13 protein-coding genes are annotated in these 17504 nt (G+C 66.1%); 5 read left to right on the forward strand and 8 right to left on the reverse strand.

Annotated elements, in window-relative coordinates; translation table 11 throughout:
• Positions 1-130 precede the first annotated feature (130 nt).
• Entirely contained in the window at positions 131-1249 is a 1119-nt protein-coding gene (locus FMQ63_RS08325; RefSeq protein WP_011555246.1) for a lipoprotein, read from the forward strand.
• Positions 1250-1805: 556 nt separating this feature from the next.
• Here the strand turns inward: FMQ63_RS08325 and FMQ63_RS38555 are convergent.
• The gene (locus FMQ63_RS38555; RefSeq protein WP_262417998.1) at positions 1806-2924 is read right to left on the reverse strand and encodes an MSCRAMM family adhesin SdrC; all 1119 of its coding nucleotides are present in this window, start codon (positions 2922-2924) and stop codon (positions 1806-1808) included.
• Between the two features lie 991 nt (positions 2925-3915).
• Between FMQ63_RS38555 and FMQ63_RS08340 the strand changes: the two genes are divergently transcribed.
• The gene (locus tag FMQ63_RS08340) at positions 3916-5397 is read left to right on the forward strand and encodes a DUF3943 domain-containing protein (protein WP_225909417.1); all 1482 of its coding nucleotides are present in this window, start codon (positions 3916-3918) and stop codon (positions 5395-5397) included.
• Between the two features lie 46 nt (positions 5398-5443).
• Here the strand turns inward: FMQ63_RS08340 and FMQ63_RS08345 are convergent, their stop codons facing one another.
• The 4 genes from FMQ63_RS08345 to FMQ63_RS08360 all read right to left on the reverse strand — a co-directional run bounded on the left by FMQ63_RS08345 (position 5444) and on the right by FMQ63_RS08360 (position 10355).
• Positions 5444-7222, reverse strand: coding sequence for an ABC transporter ATP-binding protein (locus FMQ63_RS08345; protein ID WP_020477781.1), 1779 nt, complete (start codon positions 7220-7222; stop codon positions 5444-5446).
• Entirely contained in the window at positions 7222-9027 is a 1806-nt protein-coding gene (locus FMQ63_RS08350; RefSeq protein ID WP_011555242.1) for an ABC transporter ATP-binding protein, read from the reverse strand. The genes FMQ63_RS08345 and FMQ63_RS08350 overlap by 1 nt, the downstream gene beginning before the upstream one ends.
• A 145-nt stretch (positions 9028-9172) precedes the next feature.
• Entirely contained in the window at positions 9173-9985 is an 813-nt protein-coding gene (locus FMQ63_RS08355) for a helix-turn-helix transcriptional regulator (protein WP_011555241.1), read from the reverse strand.
• A gap of 82 nt (positions 9986-10067) precedes the next feature.
• Positions 10068-10355 (reverse strand): hypothetical protein, encoded by a 288-nt coding sequence (locus FMQ63_RS08360; protein WP_011555240.1) that lies wholly within the window; start codon positions 10353-10355, stop codon positions 10068-10070.
• Positions 10356-10489: 134 nt separating this feature from the next.
• Here FMQ63_RS08360 and FMQ63_RS08365 point away from each other — a divergent pair, with 134 nt between their 5' ends.
• Entirely contained in the window at positions 10490-10708 is a 219-nt protein-coding gene (locus FMQ63_RS08365) for a hypothetical protein (RefSeq protein WP_011555239.1), read from the forward strand.
• A gap of 49 nt (positions 10709-10757) precedes the next feature.
• Here FMQ63_RS08365 and FMQ63_RS08370 read toward each other — a convergent pair whose 3' ends face one another.
• Positions 10758-11483 carry a helix-turn-helix transcriptional regulator gene (locus FMQ63_RS08370; RefSeq protein WP_225909415.1) on the reverse strand — a complete coding sequence of 242 codons (726 nt, stop codon included), beginning with the start codon at positions 11481-11483 and terminating at the stop codon, positions 10758-10760.
• A 286-nt stretch (positions 11484-11769) separates the two neighbouring features.
• Here FMQ63_RS08370 and FMQ63_RS08375 point away from each other — a divergent pair, with 286 nt between their 5' ends.
• Positions 11770-12738, forward strand: coding sequence for a hypothetical protein (locus FMQ63_RS08375; RefSeq protein WP_011555237.1), 969 nt, complete (start codon positions 11770-11772; stop codon positions 12736-12738).
• 97 nt (positions 12739-12835) lie between these two features.
• Here the strand turns inward: FMQ63_RS08375 and FMQ63_RS08380 are convergent, their stop codons facing one another.
• Positions 12836-14437 (reverse strand): PKD domain-containing protein, encoded by a 1602-nt coding sequence (locus FMQ63_RS08380; protein WP_171452244.1) that lies wholly within the window; start codon positions 14435-14437, stop codon positions 12836-12838.
• A 1038-nt stretch (positions 14438-15475) separates the two neighbouring features.
• Here FMQ63_RS08380 and FMQ63_RS08385 point away from each other — a divergent pair.
• Entirely contained in the window at positions 15476-16213 is a 738-nt protein-coding gene (locus tag FMQ63_RS08385; protein ID WP_176973857.1) for a ferritin-like domain-containing protein, read from the forward strand.
• Between the two features lie 37 nt (positions 16214-16250).
• On the opposite strand, the gene FMQ63_RS08390 is transcribed toward FMQ63_RS08385, so the two are convergent.
• Complete coding sequence (locus FMQ63_RS08390; protein WP_011555234.1) at positions 16251-17495, reverse strand: MFS transporter; 1245 nt, start codon at positions 17493-17495, stop codon at positions 16251-16253.
• Positions 17496-17504 lie beyond the last annotated feature (9 nt).

Consider the following 17504-nt stretch of genomic DNA (forward strand, 5'->3'; position numbering starts at 1 on the left):
ACTCTTGACGGGGTGCTGGGCTTTTTCGTTGCCCCTACTTCCGCATGCGCCTGTCAACGCTTCTCCCGTGTGAGCTGGGCAGCGCTGCCGAGCGACGTGGTTCCGGCCTCGTTCGAAGTAGAGTAGGGGGATGCACCGTTGCCTCCTGTCCCTTTCTTCGTTGGTGCTGCTCGCGGCGGGCTGCCGTCATGCGAATCTGCCGGACCTGCCCGCAAGCCATGGCGCCCTCTCCATGGCGATGGACCGCTACGCGAACGACCGCGAGTCTTCCTTCGACAACTACACGCCAGCGCCAGCCAGCATCTTCCAGGAAGAGCCCCAGGTTCTCGTGGAGCCGGAGCAGGCGCTGGCCGTCTATGGGGAAGCCTCCGCGACGCTGAGTGGGACGCCCACGGCACAGCAGGTCCGTGATGCCGTGGATGACCTCAAAGGCGCGTGTCTGTCTGGCCTGCTGGATGCCTGTGTCTTCCTGCGCGAGCGCTTCGAGTTACCCCGAAGGCGCAACGAAGCGACGCCCCACTTTCCCGAAGAAGTGGTCATGAAGCAGCTCTTCACCGTGGGCGTACTTCGCTGTCGACTGGCCTTGGATGGAGTTCTCCGGGACTGCACGGTCCTTGAACGCGGCGCGAAAGGTGTCGAGGAGTCGCTGCTCGAATACGCAATGAAGATGCGGTATCACCCCGCGACGCTGGCGGGGCATCCCATCGAATTGCCTTACATCATCTCCCTCCAATTCAATCCAGCGAGGAGGGATGCGCCCATGGCGAAGGTGCTTGAGCCTCGGTTGCGGCTTGAATGGGCGCGGGCCCGGGCGGTGGGCTCTCCTGCGAGCCCGTTGGCTTGGGGAAACCTCGCCGTCCTGCTCGCGAAGGAAGGGCCCGAGGACGGCTTGTACCGAGAAGCGTTGCGCCGCTTTCAATCGCTTGCACCCGCGTCCTGGTGGGCCGCCAACGAAGTGGCCTGGTTTCATATCCAGGAGGGCCAGTACGCGGACGCCGCGCCGCTGGTGAAGCGGGCTCGCGCCTTCGCATTCGACAACCCCTATGTCCTGGAGACGTCCGCGGCGGTGATGGCCGGGACAAATCAGTGCGCGCAGGCCGTGCAGGAACAGCGCCGCGCGGTGGAGAAGCTGCCAGCCGAGTGGCCCGCTCCAGAGCGCGAGCGCTTCATTCGGGCGCTGGAGCATTACCAGCGCGGGTGCATGGCGCCGAACGCCGACTCCGCATCAGCGCCGACTCTGGGAATTTGATGTCGCTGAGGGACGCGGCGTCGCTGGAAAGCCCGCCCGCGTCGGCCCTCCGGCGCGCTTGCGTGGTCTGAGTTACCCCGCATGAAGCGCGTCACCACCGTGTTCTTCCAGATGGCTGCCCCAGCGGGCTGGGTCTGACAGCGTTTAGGATTTCACAATGTCAGGCGGTGTAGGGGGTCCCACGAGTCCACCCACCGAATGTCTGCCCTAGAATGCCTCCAACTCGTATGCATTGGGGGGGCGCCGTGGCTATCACGACCCGGCAGCCTGTCTTTCATGCAATGCGAAGTCTGCTGGGCATGGGCTCATCCTCCAATGCAAAGAGTGCCGCGCCGAGCTCGACGACCGCGACGAAGGCGTATGCCGCAGCCCCGGATTGGAGGGCGACGTCGGCGAACCTCATGGAGGCCATCGCCCGCTTCCAGCGTCAGGCCAATGGGCAGCTCGGTAGGTGCGTCCAACTCCAAGAGCGGATGGGCTTCCGACCGGTGCGCCCAGGCCCCTGTGCCAGGGGCCTGGGCAGGTCCGACTCACCGTGAGGTGAGCCGAACCGCGGTTACTTCCTGCGCTTGAAGGAGTCGAGCGAGGGGCAGTAGGTGGCGTACCCGTGGCCGGTGATGGCGCCATTGGCGTAGAGGCCATTCAAGTCGAAGGCCACGAAGTGCGATTCGGGAGGGGTACCGCTCAGGACGCAGGTGGGGCAGAGCGAGGCCGCCACAGGTGTGAAGGTGAGGCTCGTGCTGTGCAGGAAGTACGCAGTAGTGAGCACACCCTCGAAGTCGACGAGCGTCGCTGTCGGCTCGCCCGGCATGGATCCTACCTGCGGCGTTGCGTCCACCGGCATCCTCACCTTGTGAACGTTGACCAACTGCGGCGGGAGCGGCGAATCCTCGGAGGGGCACTCACCCGGCGCGCTGTTGTTGAGCTCGATCCAAAGCTCCCAAGGGGCCTCCGGGTTGTCCGTCTCTTCATATCCGAAGTAGGCGCTGGTCAAGACACGCTGGTTCTCGCCCAATCGAATCGTGGTCGCGGTTTCCTGGCACTCGCCCTCGCAAACGGTGAACGGATCCGGCTCGGTGCCAGCGTCGGGGGCAGTGCCTCCGTCCGAGTCGGTGCCAGCGTCGGGGTCAGTGCCCCCGTCCGGGTCGGTGCCAGCGTCGGGGTCGGTGCCAGCGTCGGGGTCAGTGCCCCCGTCCGAGTCGGTGCCAGCGTCGGGAGCAGTGCCCCCGTCCGAGTCGGTGCCAGCGTCGGGGTCAGTGCCCCCGTCCGAGTCGGTACCCGCGTCCGGCTCGGTGCCAGCGTCGGGCTCTGTGCCAGCGTCGGGCTCTGTGCCAGCGTCGGGCTCTGTGCCAGCGTCGGGCTCGGTACCTGCGTCGGGCTCAGTGCCTGCGTCCGGCTCAGTGCCTGCGTCCGGCTCAGTGCCTGCGTCGGGCTCGGGCTCGGGCTCAGTGCCAGCGTCCGGCTCAGTACCCGCGTCCGGCTCAATGCCCGCGTCCGGCTCAATGCCCGCGTCCGGCTCAATGCCCGCGTCGGGCTGAACACCCGCATCAAATCCCGCGTCCGGCGTCGGATCGACGTCATCGGAACCACAGCCGGAGAGTGCGGGAGCGACTGTGAGGGAGAGTATCAACAGGGAGCGTATCGAGAGTCGCAGGTTCATTTCGTTGATTGTCACGGGTTTCTCGCGGAGATGCGAGGGGGCCCGGCCTTCTGTGTCACAGCTTCGTTGCATCAAGGCGGACGTGTCCACATGCCGCGAACACTGTTCCGGGCCGTCTCCAGCGTTTCACGCCGAGCTTTCACGATGTTTCCGGGACTGGCCTGGATGCCCAGCCGCATCCAGGCGTCAAGACGGACGAGCATGCCGGAACACATGAAACGCCGCACCGAGGAGTCCCTCAGCGGAAGCGTCGCTGACGTGCAGACTCAAATCGTCCCATCCCAACCCGCACCACACCGACGGCACGCGTCGCGGATGGCTTCCACGAAGTCCGAGGGCAGAGGTCCTTCCTCGCTCCAGTCCAGCCCCGCGAGTCGAGCGCCAGGGGCCGCATCCGGTGCCAGTACTCGCTGAGGTCATGCGCACTGCCGCGTACTCCATGGCGGCATTGTCACCGGAGTAGGCGGCCGCGCGGACCTTTCCTTCCTCGACTGCACGAACCAGCGCTTCCACCAGCCCGGGGCGCTGGAGCACCTCCAGCGGGCACGAGTGGAAATGTACCACGTCGAGCACGTCGGTGCATAAGCGCATGAGGACCTGGTCCACGCCGCGGGTGATGCACTCGGACGCCACCTACGTGTCCGGCGCCAGAGCCGAGCACGGACACCTGCAGTCCCGTCCGTCCCAGGTGGCGATGCTCCATGGAACCTTCTCGCATGGCCTGACGGAGCCTCGCATCGGCTCGAGTTCACTGAATGTCACAGGGTCGTTGACGCGGCGGCGCGATGCACCACGGCCTCCAGAGAAGGTCGCCTGCGGGCGAACCCGCTCGCCTGCTTTTCCCTCGCGTCCGGCACCGTCTGCCTGGCTCGATGTCGGTTCATCACGAGTGTTCGGTGCCATCGGAAACAGTTCTCAACTTGTGCTGGGGTCGTGGCTCGCTCCGCACCTGCAGCGGTTGGTGCGTGCACTCGCTCCCGGGAGCAATTAGAGCCCGATGCACGCCATGAACTCGCTCCCCGTGCATCGCGTCTCAGGCCTGCTTCTTGTGTTCGCGCTCGTCTCAGGAGGCGACGCAGGCGCGGCGCCCGCGGATGCCCCCCTGGCGTCGAAGGAGTGCGTCGAGGCCGTTCCCGCGGAGCCCCGGCTTCTCGTGCCGGAGCTCGTGCACCCGCCTCGCCGCGCCATCTGGAACGCGCCGGACGGAGGAGGGCGCAATTTCGTTGTGCCCATCGTGGAGATGGGCGCCTTCCACGCCATCTTCTGGGGGACGGCGAAGCTCCTCGGAAAGCCCTACGCGGACATCTCGCTGGAGACCATGCGCCGCAACGTCGCCGATGGCTGGGAGTGGGACGAGGATGCGTTCGCGACCAATGCGCTCGGGCACCCCTACCAGGGCTCGTTGGCCTACACCGCGGCGCGCTCGAGCGGCTTCGGCTTCTGGGGCTCGGTCCCGTTCACGGTCGCGTCAAGCGTGTTGTGGGAGCTGTTCATGGAGTCTGAGACTCCATCCACGAACGACCTCATTACAACGTCCATCGGGGGCGTCGTGCTGGGCGAGGTCCTGCATCGCACCGCGCTCGCGATTCTCGACGAAGGCGAACCCACGGTGGCGCGCTCGGTGCTCTCGCTGCTTGTCGAACCCGTGGGCGGCATCAACCGTTACCTCTTCGGCCGCCGTAAGAACGACTTCCTCCCGGTGCAGGGGAACTTCCTCCAGTTGATGGCCGGCTTCACGAGCAACGTCGACAACTACAACGACATCGACGGCACGCGCTTCGATGTTCCCAACAAGATGGAGGGGCACCTTGGCGTCGAAATGGTCTACGGCCCCCCGCTGCTCACCACGGGCGACTATGACCAGCCCTTCGACTACTTCACGCTCACCGCGCGCATGGGCTTCTCGCGTGACACGCTGACGGTGGGGTTCTTCAGCCGGGGGCTTCTCTACGGCGACCGCTTCAAGTTCCGCTCCATATCGGGGCTCTGGGGCTTGATGGCGGGCTACGACTTCGCCAATCCGAACACGCTGCGCGTTTCCACGGTCAGCCTCGGCATCGGCGGCGTGGCGCAGGTTCCCCTCACGTCGCAGCTCACCCTGGACGTCACCGCGAACATGGCCGGTGTGCCGTTTGGCCATGGCGGCGGTCTCACCTCGCCGGAGTCCGCTCGTGACTACCACTTCGGGCCTGGGGCGCAGTCGGCCTTCGAGCTGGGCTTGGTGCGGCGGGGTGTCGGGCGCGTCGGCGTGTCCGTGCGCAACTATCTCATCTCGGGCGCCTTCCTCGGTGAGGGCGTGGAGCTCATCACCTATGCCACCGCGCGAGCCGAGCTCCTGCTCGCCGGCCAACACGGCGTGGCGCTCGAAGCCTTCGTCGCCAACCGCGCGGGTGAGTTCGGCAGCGATTCCGACGCCATCCGCCAGCGTGCAACGCAAATCCGTCTGCTGTGGACGGTCTCGAAGGGCACGGGCTTCGGAACGCGCTGAGGATCCGCGGGAGCGAAATCCAGCCCGAGCGCAGGTGGAGTGCCCATCAGGTCTGCTCCTCGGTGACGCGGGCGGCTGTACTCGCAGCGAGCCGCCAGCCCTTGGCCCGCTCCTGTTCCTGCCAGAGCGCTGCGTAGACGCCGCGCTTCGCGAGCAATTCGTCGTGCGTGCCTGACTCCGCGACGCGCCCCTTGTCGAGCACGATGATGCGGTGCGCCCGCCGCACGGTGCGCAGCCGATGTGCGATCACGACGACGGTCTTCTTCCTGACCAGTTCGTCGATGGCGCGCTGGATTTCAGCCTCCGCCGACGCGTCGACGGAGGCAGTGGCCTCGTCGAGAAGCACAATGGGGGCGTCCTTGAGGATGGCACGGGCGATGGACAAGCGCTGACGCTCACCCCCCGAGAGGGTTCCTCCTCCTTCCCCAAGCAGGGTGTCGTAGCCGTTCGGCAAGGCGGTGATGAAGTCGTGGGCGCGCGCTGCCCGCGCTGCCCGCTGGACTTCCTCGAGCGAGGCGTCGGGCCGTCCAACGCGCAGGTTGTCGAGGATGGTCCCGGAGAAGAGGACGACGTCCTGGAACACCATCGCGAGGTGCTGGTGCAGTTCCTCGAACGGAATGTCCCGGATATCGACACCGCCGATGCGGATGGCACCCTGGCGCGGAATGTCCCACAGCCGCGCCACGAGGTGGACCAGCGTCGACTTGCCTGAGCCCGAGGCACCGACGAGCGCGGTCAGCGAGCGCTCGGGGAACGTCACCGAGACGCCGTCGAGCACGGTCGCGTCTTCGTACGCGAAGGACACTGTGTCGACCTCCACGTCGAACTTCTGGATCGACGCCGCTCTTACGGACGGTTCCGGGAGCGGCTTCTCCGCGAGTAGCCGATCAACGCGACCGAGCGCGCGCTGAGACGCTCGAAGCATGAGCAGAGCCACTCCGAGATCCGCGACCTGGCGAACGACCCCAACCGTCACGATGAGGAAGACGAGCAGCACCCCGGGCTGAATCGAACCGCGCAACGCCAGGGTGCTTCCTGCGTACGCCACCGCGACAAAGCTCATCTCGACGACGAAGCCGAACACGGCGAGCAGCGGGGAGGGCAAGACATCGGCGCGAATGAGGGCGTCGCGCAGGCGCTCCATTGCTTTCACGAAGCGCTGGTAGACCTCGCCGTGCCGGCCGAACGCCCGAAGCACGGCGATGCCCTGCACGTATTCGACGACGCGGGCGTTGACATCCGCCGAGGCCTCGAGCACGGCTTCGAACTCACGCACGAAGAGGGGCGTGGTCGCGGCCAGCACGAGGAGCGCCACCGGTAGGGCGGCGAGGATGACGAGCCCCAGGCGCCAATCGAGGAAACAGAGGCCGAGACCGACGAGCATCGGCAGTGCGAAGCTCGCCGTGAAGATGCCGATGGTGTGCGACCACACGTCTTCGACAAGCGCGACATCGGTGGTGAGCACGCCTGCCAGTTCACCGCTCCTTCGCTGCGTGAAGAACCCCATGGGCAGGCGCCGCAGGTGGTCGGCGGTGCGGATGCGCGCTTGCCCCATGAGCGCGTGCGCGGCGACGAAGATGTTGGACATCGCTCTGATCGAGAACGCCAGGCGCAGCAGCACCGAGAGCGCGATGCCGCCGGTGAGCCACCACGTCAGGTGCATCGAGAGCCGGTGCTCGAGCGCTTCACGAACGAAGAAGAGGACCAGTGTGTAGGGCGCGGCGACCGCGAGTGCCTCGGCAAAGGCGAAGAGAAGGCCGCGCCGGAGCCGTGCGTCCTTTCGGCCCGCGAGCCGCTCGCCGAGCATGAAGAGTTCCCTGAGCATCACACCACCTCCTTCTGAACGTCAGGAGTGCCCGGATCGCCCAGTGACCAGTCGAGCGCTTCGGTGTGGCTGCGCCAGAGTTGCTGGTACAACGCGCAGCGCGCGAGCAATTCGTCGTGCGTCCCCTGGTCATTCACGCGCCCGCCGTCGAGGACGACGATGTGGTCCGCGGTGGCGATGGTCGAAAGCCGGTGCGCGACGACGAGCACCGTCCGCCCCGCGCATAGCGCGGACAGCGCTTCTTGGATGCGCGCCTCGTTCTCGGGGTCGGCGAAAGCCGTCGCCTCGTCGAGCAGCAGCACCGGGGCGTCCTTGAGGAGCGCCCGCGCGATGGACAGGCGTTGCTTCTCGCCCCCGGAGAGGCGGGCGCCGCGCTCACCGAGCAGCGTGTCGTACTTCCCGGGAAGCGCCTGGATGAAGTCGTACGCACGCGCGGCGCGACACGCGGCATCGACTTGCGCATCGGTGGCATCGGGCCGAGCGAGACGCAGGTTCTCGCGAACGGTGCCGTGGAAGAGGAAGACGTCCTGGAACACCATCGAGAGGTGGGAGAGCAGCTGGTCGAGCGGGAGCGCGCGCACGTCGACGCCACCGAGTTCCACCGCGCCGTTCGTCGCCTCCCAGAGCCGAGGCACGAGCCTCACGAGCGTCGTCTTGCCTGCGCCCGAAGGTCCGACCAGTGCCGTGACCTTGCCCGCGGGCGCTTCGAAGGAGACGTCGCGGAGAACCTCCGGACCGCCGTCCTCGTAACGGAAACTGACGCCACGGAACGCGACGCCATCGTGCGAGGGCCGCGCGGCGCTCGTGGGAGTCTCGAGGTCGGGCGCCGCGAGGATGGCCTGGATGCGCGCGTTGCCCGCTTGGATGCGGTCAGCGTTGCCCCACGCGAACATCAGCCGCATCATCGACATGAGGAGCTGTGGCCCGAGTACGAGGAAGAGCACGAGCGACTCGAGCGAAAGCGTGCCGCGCGTGTAGAGCCAACCCCCCATGGGGACGAGGACGACGAGGCTCGAGCCGATGAGCGCGCCGAACGCACCGTAGCCACGGCCGTTGGTGCGCATGAAACCCTCCATCCACGAGAGCCCTTCCTCGATGGAGCTTGAGAGGTCGCTGAAGCGCCGCGCGGACAGGCCGAAGGTCTTGATGACGTGGATGCCCCGCAGGTATTCGAGCAGCGAGCGGTTCATCCGGCTCTGGAGCGCGTTCCACTGTTGATGGGCCTTGCCGACCTCGCGCATGGCGACGGCCATCGCCATGACGGCGAGCGGCGCCATCACGAGGCTGGCAAGGGCCATGCGCCAGTCAATCCACAGGAGGGAGATGGCCGTCGCGAGCGGGACGACGAGCGCGGTGACCGCATCCGGGAAGTGATGAGCGACGAACGCCTCGAGCTGGTTCACGTCGTCCATCAGTGTCTTCTTCAGTTCTCCCGCGCCACGACGGCTGAAAAACGAAAGTGGAACGGCGCCGAGCTTCTTCGCGAGCCGCACGCGCAGGTCATGGAGGATGCGGAACGCGGCGACGTGCGCCAGCATGTTCGCGGCGGCGACGAGGATGTAACGCAACGCGAGCGCACCCGCGGCGAGGAGGGCGAGCGCTCGAACCGCGTCGAGGTCCGGCGGCGTCGCGTAAATCGAGGTCGCCATGCGTGCGACGACGAAGAACGGCACCAATGCGAGGGCCGCCGCCAACGTCGACGCGAGCGCGGCCCCAGCGACGAGCGGCCCCTGCGGTCCGAGAAGTGCACCAAGGCCCCGGAGAGGGCGTTCCTGGGCCCGCGTGGCGGGGGAGTCGGCGCTCATGCTCGCCTCCCTTTGTGGGGGCCCCTGCGGCTGGGGTGCGACCGTTCCGTCCATGCCGGGCCTGCCGGCACGCGCTGTGGGAGGCGTTCACTCGGTTCCATGACGCCTAGGAAACGCCGGGACAGCTGCCGCGGATTGGATCTTTTTACCCGGAGACCGCCACGTGGTCGGTGCCCTCGACCCGCGTTGCCAGGTACTCGCGGGGGCTTGAGCCGGCGAGCGACCGGAACTCGCGAAGGAAGTGGGCCTGGTCGAAGTACCCGTGCTCGGCGGCCACCGCGGCGCCACGCAAGGCGCCCTGTTCGACGTCGAGGAGCGCCGCTCGAAACCGTCGAACGCGCCAGTACGTCTTCGGACTCAAGCCGACTTCCTCGCGGAACAGGGCCAACAGGCGCTTGGGAGAGAGCCCCGTGCGGCGATTGACTTCAGCGACCGACGTGAGGTCGGGTTCCTCGAACGCGGCCAGCGCCGCACGAAGCGCGGGCGCTGGTTCGACGGGCCGGCGCAGTCGGTGCAGGAGGTGTTCTTCCAGCAGCAGGAATCGCTCGCGCGGCGAGGATGCCTCCATTATCCGTTCGCGCAGTGAGTGCGCCGACGCGCCCCATATCGCATCCAGCGAAATGGCTTGTTCCGCGAATTCGTTGCAGGGCACGTCGAAGAAGACGCGCGCGCCGCCGGGCTTGAAGTGGATACCGGCGGTCGGGCCAGCCACGGCCGCGATGGTCAGCGGGCTGCTTCTCGCGCCGGTGACGATCGCGCCCCGGATTTCAGCGGCCTCGTCTGTCTGGTCACTGGAGTAGACGCGCAGTGGGAGGGCGCCGAGAGGGACGATAAGGGACTGCGAGCCCGACGGCAGCACACGTTCTCGTGGCGCCCGTGCGACGTAGCCGGCGGACACCCAGAAGAAGTCCACGAACTTGTCGAGAGGTGCGTGGGGCCGATAGATCGTGTGCATCATGGCGCGTGCTGTGAGCGAATCATGCGAGTTGTTCGCATGATTCTCAAGGCCCAAGTCCAGTGACCATGACAGAGATTTCTGACTACGGCCCCGTGCCGATGTCCCCCGTGTCGACGCACATCCAGGGGCATTCCGCGAGACAGGCTGCAAAGGCCTGTTGGTGCGTATGGATTCCGACGGCGCAGGTCGCCGGCCAGGCGTAGGGATACTGGTGCCCGCGATAGCCACACTCGAAATAAGCATACACGCAGGATTGCTCGAGGCCCTCGGCTGCCACGTCCGTGCCCGGCGCATCCTGCGTCTGGCCACCACAGCCCACCATGGACACGAGACCGGCCACGAAGCCCACTGCGATGTGTCCCATCTTCATTTGTGCCTCCTTGGAGAGGGGGAAAGGATGACTGAATTGGTGGCTTTCAGTCTATTCTGGATGAGGGCGCCCCGGGGCCTGCTGGCGCGAACGCGGCGACTGTCCAGGCCCTCCAGCGCATCGCTTGGAACTTCGTGAGCGCCTATTACGCGCAGCCTGACGCGGGTGAGCGGACGATGACGGACTGCCGCACCCGAATTCCTCGGGACGTCTGTCCTGGCTTCTGGGAACTGTTGGGGCGCCCGGAGAACGTCGCGGGTTGCCAGCGTTACTTCGGTAACGCGGCCCTGGGTTCAGGTGGGAACCCCTTCGTCTGGCCCGACCCGAACTGGCAGCCGCTGCCTCCTCCGTAGTCATGGGCTTCCAGGCGCAGGAGGGAATCCATCCCCCTGCGCCGGAGTCTCAAGAGCGCCTGGACGGGTCCTGCCCGTCGGATGAACGTGCGAGCTTCGGGTGTCCATCTGGCGGGACTTGCCGTGAGGGGAGCGCAGTCGTGGCATCTGGCTCATCGCGTGCGAGCACCTGTGCGATGAGCGCCGCCCGCGACTGGACTCCGAAGCGGCGGTAGAGGGTTTTCGTGTACTGATTCACGGTGAAACGACTGATGCCGAGCCGAGCCGCGATCTGCTTGTCTCCGAGTCCCTGAAGCAGCAACTCCAACGTTTGTCGTTCGCGAGGCGCCAGCCAGCCTGACGGCGTTCCCACCTTCGAGGACCCTGGTGGGTCGAACATGGCTCCGCACTCGGCGTGGAACAGATGCAGCAGCTCTCGGTCCGCGGCGTCGAAGGGGCGGCCGCCCCGCTCACGGTAGATTCCGATACCCCGCACCACCCCCGGGAGCCCGGACCACTGGCTTGAATACACCGAGTCATCGAGCCCCGTGGGGCGCAGATGATGCTCGACATAAGGGGCGCCATACCAGCTCCAGTCCTCCACCAGTTCCCGGCGCATCGCGGTGACGATGGTGCCGGGCTCCGAGCCGCGCTCCATCAATGAGCGTATGGCGGGGTTGCAGGCACTTCCCATCCTCCGGAGCGCCTCGAGCGCGGACACCGCGCTCCCGCTCCACCCTTCCAGGACGATCTCCGTGAATCCGTCATGTCCTCCCGGTCTGAAGTCGCGCTCCAAGACGCATGCTCCGGCCTCTGCGCCCAGAATGCGACACAGCCCGACGAGGAGATGCCGGGACCGTGTCGCCACTCGCGCTGGCAGCTCATGTGCCTCGTTGATGAGTCTCACGAGCGCATGAACCTGTGGGCTTCGAAGGGTGCCGCCGCTCATGGGACCTCCCGGTTCGCGCCGGACCGATCATCTCCCTAATTTTAGTGAATTACAATAAATGCATGTTCAGGTCAGGGTTTGCGCGGCATTTCGCGGCACATCGTTTGGGAACCGGAGTCAAGGAGGATACATCATGAAGAGCAAGTGCACGATTCGGCTGGGGATTCTGCTGATGGCCGGCCTGGTGTCAGCAGGGTGCGGTGACGGACTCGGGGAGGCCCAAGCGCCAATCGATCTCAGCCCGTCCTCGCTGAATGCAGCGCGACTGTCGTTCCAGCACATCGACCGACTCTATGAGTCCGATCCGGCGGCCGCGATGGAGGCCTCGCGGCGACTGCGGCCGAAGCTCGATGAGCTCAATCAGCTGCTTGCTCGTGTCGAGGTGTCGCGGGAGCACTTCATCGAATTCTACGATTTGCAGCCCGGCGGCATCCTCGTCGTGGAGCGTGGCCCCGTAGCGGATGGACGTGTCTTGCGTGACGGTGATGTTGCCAGGCACTCCGCCGTCGAACTCTATCGCCAGTTGACGCAAGGCGCCACGCCGCCCACGGCGTTGGTCAGCGCCGAATCGCGCCGTGCTGTCCCTGATGATGCCCAAGTCATCGTGCGGGATGAAGCGGCTCCCCATCTGGAGTCATCAGGGGGATTCGCACCGGACCTTGGGGAGCAGGGGAGAGACGGCTTCTCGTCCGTGACTCAACCCCTGACGAGCGCGGACGGCCCCTTCTGGAGAGACAGCGTCTGCTACAAGGGCGGGGACTTCTTCGACTGCTGGTCCAATGTGACCGGCAACGGTTGGGCGGCCGCGGATGCCAAGACATCCTTCACCCAACTCGCGCCCTATCGGGGGACTGTCGGGCTTTGGGTGTCCTACGAGTCTTCTGTGAAAGCTGCCTGGAACGTTGCCGCCGGAGAATGGTTTTCGTTCCACCAATACAGCGGAACCTACTGGACGTGTCCTCCACTCGTTGCCTGCGGCAGCACCGATTACTACATCCGCAATCATCGATGGGACGTCACGGACGCGGTCGGCGACGGATATCACTTCACTTATGCGTTCAGGCGGAACTGCAGCGGCGGCTTGTGTACGTACAGCCCCTGATGTCCGCGTAGATGGGGCCCGTCAATGCCTGCTTGGAGCAGGCACAGGCACGAAGCCGACCCTCGTGGTGTCGAGGGCCGGCTTCGTTACCGACCGTTCAGCGAACTTCGAACTCGTAGATTCGCGTCGCTGGGTCGCTGTTCTGAGTCGGCGTCGTCACGTTGAGCCGGATGTAACGCGCCGGCGTCGCCGTGATTGCATGGGTCGAAGTGCTGCCAGTGTTGTTGCTCACCGTGACGGGCGTGCTCCAAGTGGAGCCGTTGCTCGACGTCTGGATGGTGAATGCCCTGCTGTTCCAGGCCGTCGATTCACCGCCCGCCCCCGCGTGCTGGAGCGTGAAGCTGCTGACTGTCTGCGCCGTACCGAGGTCGACCTGTATCCACGCCGGCGAGGTCAGTGAGCAGAACTTGTCGGTGGTGCCGCCCGAGACGCTGCCGTTGACCGCCTTGGCGGCCGATTCGGTGCTGTTGCAGGGGGCTGAACTGGTGGTGGGCCTGTTCAACGCCAGATTGGCGTAGCCCGAACCGACGGACACCGCCTGGGACTTCGTATGACTGGCGCCGCCATTGTCGGTGACGGTCAGGGTGACGTTGTAGTTGCCGGCGCTTGCATAGGTGCGTGAAGGGTTGGTCGCGGTGGAGGTGCTGCCGTCGCCGAAATTCCAACTGCGCGAGGCGATGGTTCCGTCCGCGTCGGTGGACGCATCACTGAAGGTCGCGGTGAGGCCGCTGACGGTGACACCGAAGTTCGCCACCGGCGGGGTGTTGCCGCTGACGGCGGTGTTGATTGCCGCCGCATACTGCGCGCTCGTCCCCTGCGCGCTGCACTGCTGGATGTCGTCGTACAACCACATGAAGCCGCCGCTGATGCCGGCGCTGGTCTTCCAGTTGCTCATCCGGGTCTGCACCGTGGCCGGGCTGTCGCCCGACGCGCAGCCGCTGCCATTCCTGGACCACAAGCCGGGGGCGACAGTCATGCCCATGGCGGTGTTCCAACTCGCTGGGTTGTTGCCGGCGCCGCCGGCGTACACTTGCAGGTAGATTCTATCGACGGCGCTGCCGAGGTTGTTCCTGAGGTTCCGCCAGAACGTCTGCTGCGTGTACGGTGCGAAGGTGATCTTGTAACCCATCCCGATGAGCATCTGGCTGAAGGTCGTGGTTGGGGCCAGGTCATAGGCGCTTTCGTCGTCGAAGTTCACGGCGTCGGCGCCGGTGGCGGCCTTCAGCGCCTGGAAGTTCCTGTACAGGATGCTGTTGCTTCCGGTCCCGCAGACGATGGTGGTGCCGCAGCCGGGCGCGGTGCCGTTGACCAGTCGAATCATGCGTTCGAAGTCCGGAACACCCCAGGCACCGATCGACACCTCGATGCGATTGACCGAGGTCGGCGCGGTCTTCAGTGTGGCCAGTCGGGTCGGCCAGGCAGGGTCGCCCATGTAGGCGCCGTTCTTGACCACTGGAATGTCGTTGTAGATCAGGTCACCGTTCTCCTCGATGTGGAAGCTCCACAGGATGACCGTGGTGAAACCCGAGCCGCGCAGGTCGTTCATCACCGCGGTCCCGCCGGAATAGAACGGGCCGCCGCCGTAGATCGCCGAGTACGCGCTGGCATCCGGCGCGGCGACAGCCAGGGCGAGCGCGGCGAGTGTTGGTAACAGGCTGCGGCGAGAAAGGGTCGGCGCGGACTGATTCGATTTCGACATGAAATGCTCCTTGGCATTGCGCGTCGTGGACGATGCGATGGCCGGCGATCCGCGTCTGTTCGCGATCCATTGCGCTCGTTCATGCCCAGACGCACTCCGGGTCGCCAATGACAGCGACGGGCCGAGATTGCGAGTGGCGACTCCAGTCTGTCAATCTTTGGGGCGATTCAAGTCAGGCAAGAACGTTTGATCGCGAATGTCTGCCCGGAACGTGAACCCGTTGGGTGGACCGGTCGATTCCGCTGCAGCCCTTCCGATTGGGGCAGCTGCTATCGCAAAGGCGTGAAGGGGAAGTAGCTCAAGATGTGAGTTGTGTGTGTCGCCATCTGGCGGCGCATACCGGGACGCGCACCCAAGATGTCGACGTGATGTGTGCCGAGCCTCGTTTGGGCGAGGCACAGGACCGTGCGCCGCCGGTTGAGTGATGGCGTGTGTGCGTTGAACGTGAGGCGAGCAGTCTCAGATGGGACTCACCCCCAGCGCGCTGTTGGAGGGCTCGTGCGCGGGGTGATCGACGACGCCCTCTCCGCATACGCCCGACCGGCCCTTGTCCACCGTGTAGCGGCGTGCACAGGTGTGCTGTGACCGCGCCACCCATTGCACGCCCGGGGCTTCTCGGAAGGGCGCAACGGCGCTGGCATTCTCGGTGCATTGCCGACGACACTCGTGAGACCGGGGGCATGTCGCCGCGGACTCTCGAAAGGGTTGGCCATGGCTGCAGTGACTGTGATTCTCGTTGTCCTCCTGTTCGTGGGGGCTTTCGTGGGGGGACTCATCCTCATGCTCCAGAAGCACCAGCCCCGGGTCATGAGGGTCCTCGGAGGCATCATGGCACTCGGCACCGCTGTGACGGTGGGAGGTCTGGCTTGGCTCGTCCACCTGATCAGCTCCACCAACTTTTCGAAGGGGAGGGTCCTTCGCTTGCGTGGACGAACGCGCGTAGCTCGCCGGGCGCTGGGGGCGGGCTGGGCGGATGACGCCGTTCCGGATGTTTCGGGGCTCACACCCTGGCAGCGAACGGTGCTCGGGGAGGTATGGATGTACTCAGCGGGCCTGGAGCATGCGTCCGTTCCCGCCTTCTCGAAGTTGTCGCTCAAGCTCTCCGCGTTGGGGGCGCCCTCGGAGCTCCTGGAGGACTGTCACCTGGCGGCGCTGGATGAGATTCGTCATGCCAGGCGGTGCTTCGCGCTCGCCAGCGCCTACTCGGGGGTAGGCTGGACGGCGGGAACGATTCCGGAGCTTGGACAGGGAAGTACGCAGCCTGCCCCGATGGATTCGGGAGATACCTGGGCCCGGCTGGTGCGCGGTTCGCTACTGGATGGATGTCTGGCCGAGGGGATGGCCTCCCTGGTCGCGGGCGAAGGCGCGAGGCGGGCCTCAGACCCTGTCGTGCGGGAGACCTTGTCGGTCATCTCCGAGGATGAGGGGCGGCACGCGGACCTGGCCTGGGACGTCATCGCTTTCGCCCTGAAGCGGGGCGGCCGGAATGCGAAGGACGCGTTGCGCCAGGCCCTCTTGGCGCTGGAGTCGCAGCAGACGCCCGCGCTCCCTCGCATCCCAGGCGTCGACGAGGACTTCCTCGCGCGAAACGGCGTCCTGCCTCAGGTGGAACTGGGGCGACTGATGGCGGTGTGCATCGAGCGGACGCGCGCCCGGGCGGAGGCGCTGCTGGCGCCGTCGAACCTCTCGATGCGGCACCGCCCCAGTGACTTCCAGGGGGCGCCCGCTTCGTCTTCGCGGGACGCGGTGCCCATGGAGGCCGCGCCGCGCTACTGACCGGTGTGCGGCGTGGGAGGTGGTGCCCCTCTCACCTTCAACTGGCCAGTTCCTGGGATTGAACTGGGGGGCTCTTGGGCTCACCGAAGGACATCAGCCGACGGTGTAGCGGCGTGAGCAGTCCGAGGAGGATCACCAGCACGCCGGTGACCTGCAGGAGCCGCTCGATGGAGACCACTTCTGCCAGGGGCCCGAAGAACAGCATGGACATCGGCATCAGCGCGGTGGAGAGCATGGTCATCACGCTGAAGACTCGGCCCAGGTAGGCCGGCTCCACGCGCTCCTGGAGCATCACCATGGCGGGCGTGTTGTAGAGCGGTAGCGCCACGCCGAAGATCCCCATGGCCGCCAGGTACACCCCGAAGTGAGGCACCACGCCGAGGGCCACGGTGCACGCACCCATGATGAGGTTGGATGTGACCATCGTCCGCATGCGGCTGCTGAAGCCGCCCCACGCCGCGAGCGCGGCGCCCCCCAACATCATGCCCACCGAGAAGACCATTTCGATGGCCGTCAACCTCCACACCTCTTCCCCGAAGCTTCGCGCCGTCTGCAGCGGCGTGAGGAATGCGGCCGGAGTGATGAGGACCATGATGAATCCCAGGTAGCCGAAGAACGGCACCAGGTGCGCGTGGCCGCGGATGTAGCGGAAGCCGTCTTGGATCTCCGTCAGCTGCGAGGCCCCCTCCTGCTCCGGCGCGCGGGGACGCGGCTTGACCTGGACGAAGAGCGTCACCAGGGCGATGGCCAGGGCCGCTGTCACCACGTCGATGTAGAAGAGCACCTGCAGGGGGGCCACGGACATGAGGAAGCCGGCGAGCGCGGGCGCCCCCAACATGTTGACCGAGTGGAGGGTGCCCTGGATGCTGTTGACCCGCATCAACTGGTCTTCGGGCACCAACTGCGGCAGCAGCGCGCCCACCGCCGGCTGTTGAACGGCCGTCCCCACGGAGCGGATCGCCGCGGCCAGGAAGAAGAGCCACAGCTCCGTGCCGCGCAAGGTGAACACCACGGCCAGCGCCAGGGTCACCAGCGCAATCATCGCATCGGCGAGGACGATGAGCTTGCGGCGGTCGTACCGGTCCGCCCAGACGCCCGCGAAAGGCGAGAGGATGAACGTGGGCAGGAAGCCGGCCACGATGTAGAGCGTCATCATGACGCTCGAGCGTGTCTGCAGCGTCACCTGCCACAGGAGCGCGTACTGCACCAGGGAGGAGCCGAGTAAAGAGAGGGCCTGGCTGCCCAGGAAAAGGGCTGTGTTGCGCTTCCAGGAAGCGTGCATGGCGCGCAC

It is taken from the genome of Myxococcus sp. CA005 (assembly GCF_006518205.1).
Lineage (GTDB): Bacteria > Myxococcota > Myxococcia > Myxococcales > Myxococcaceae > Myxococcus > Myxococcus xanthus.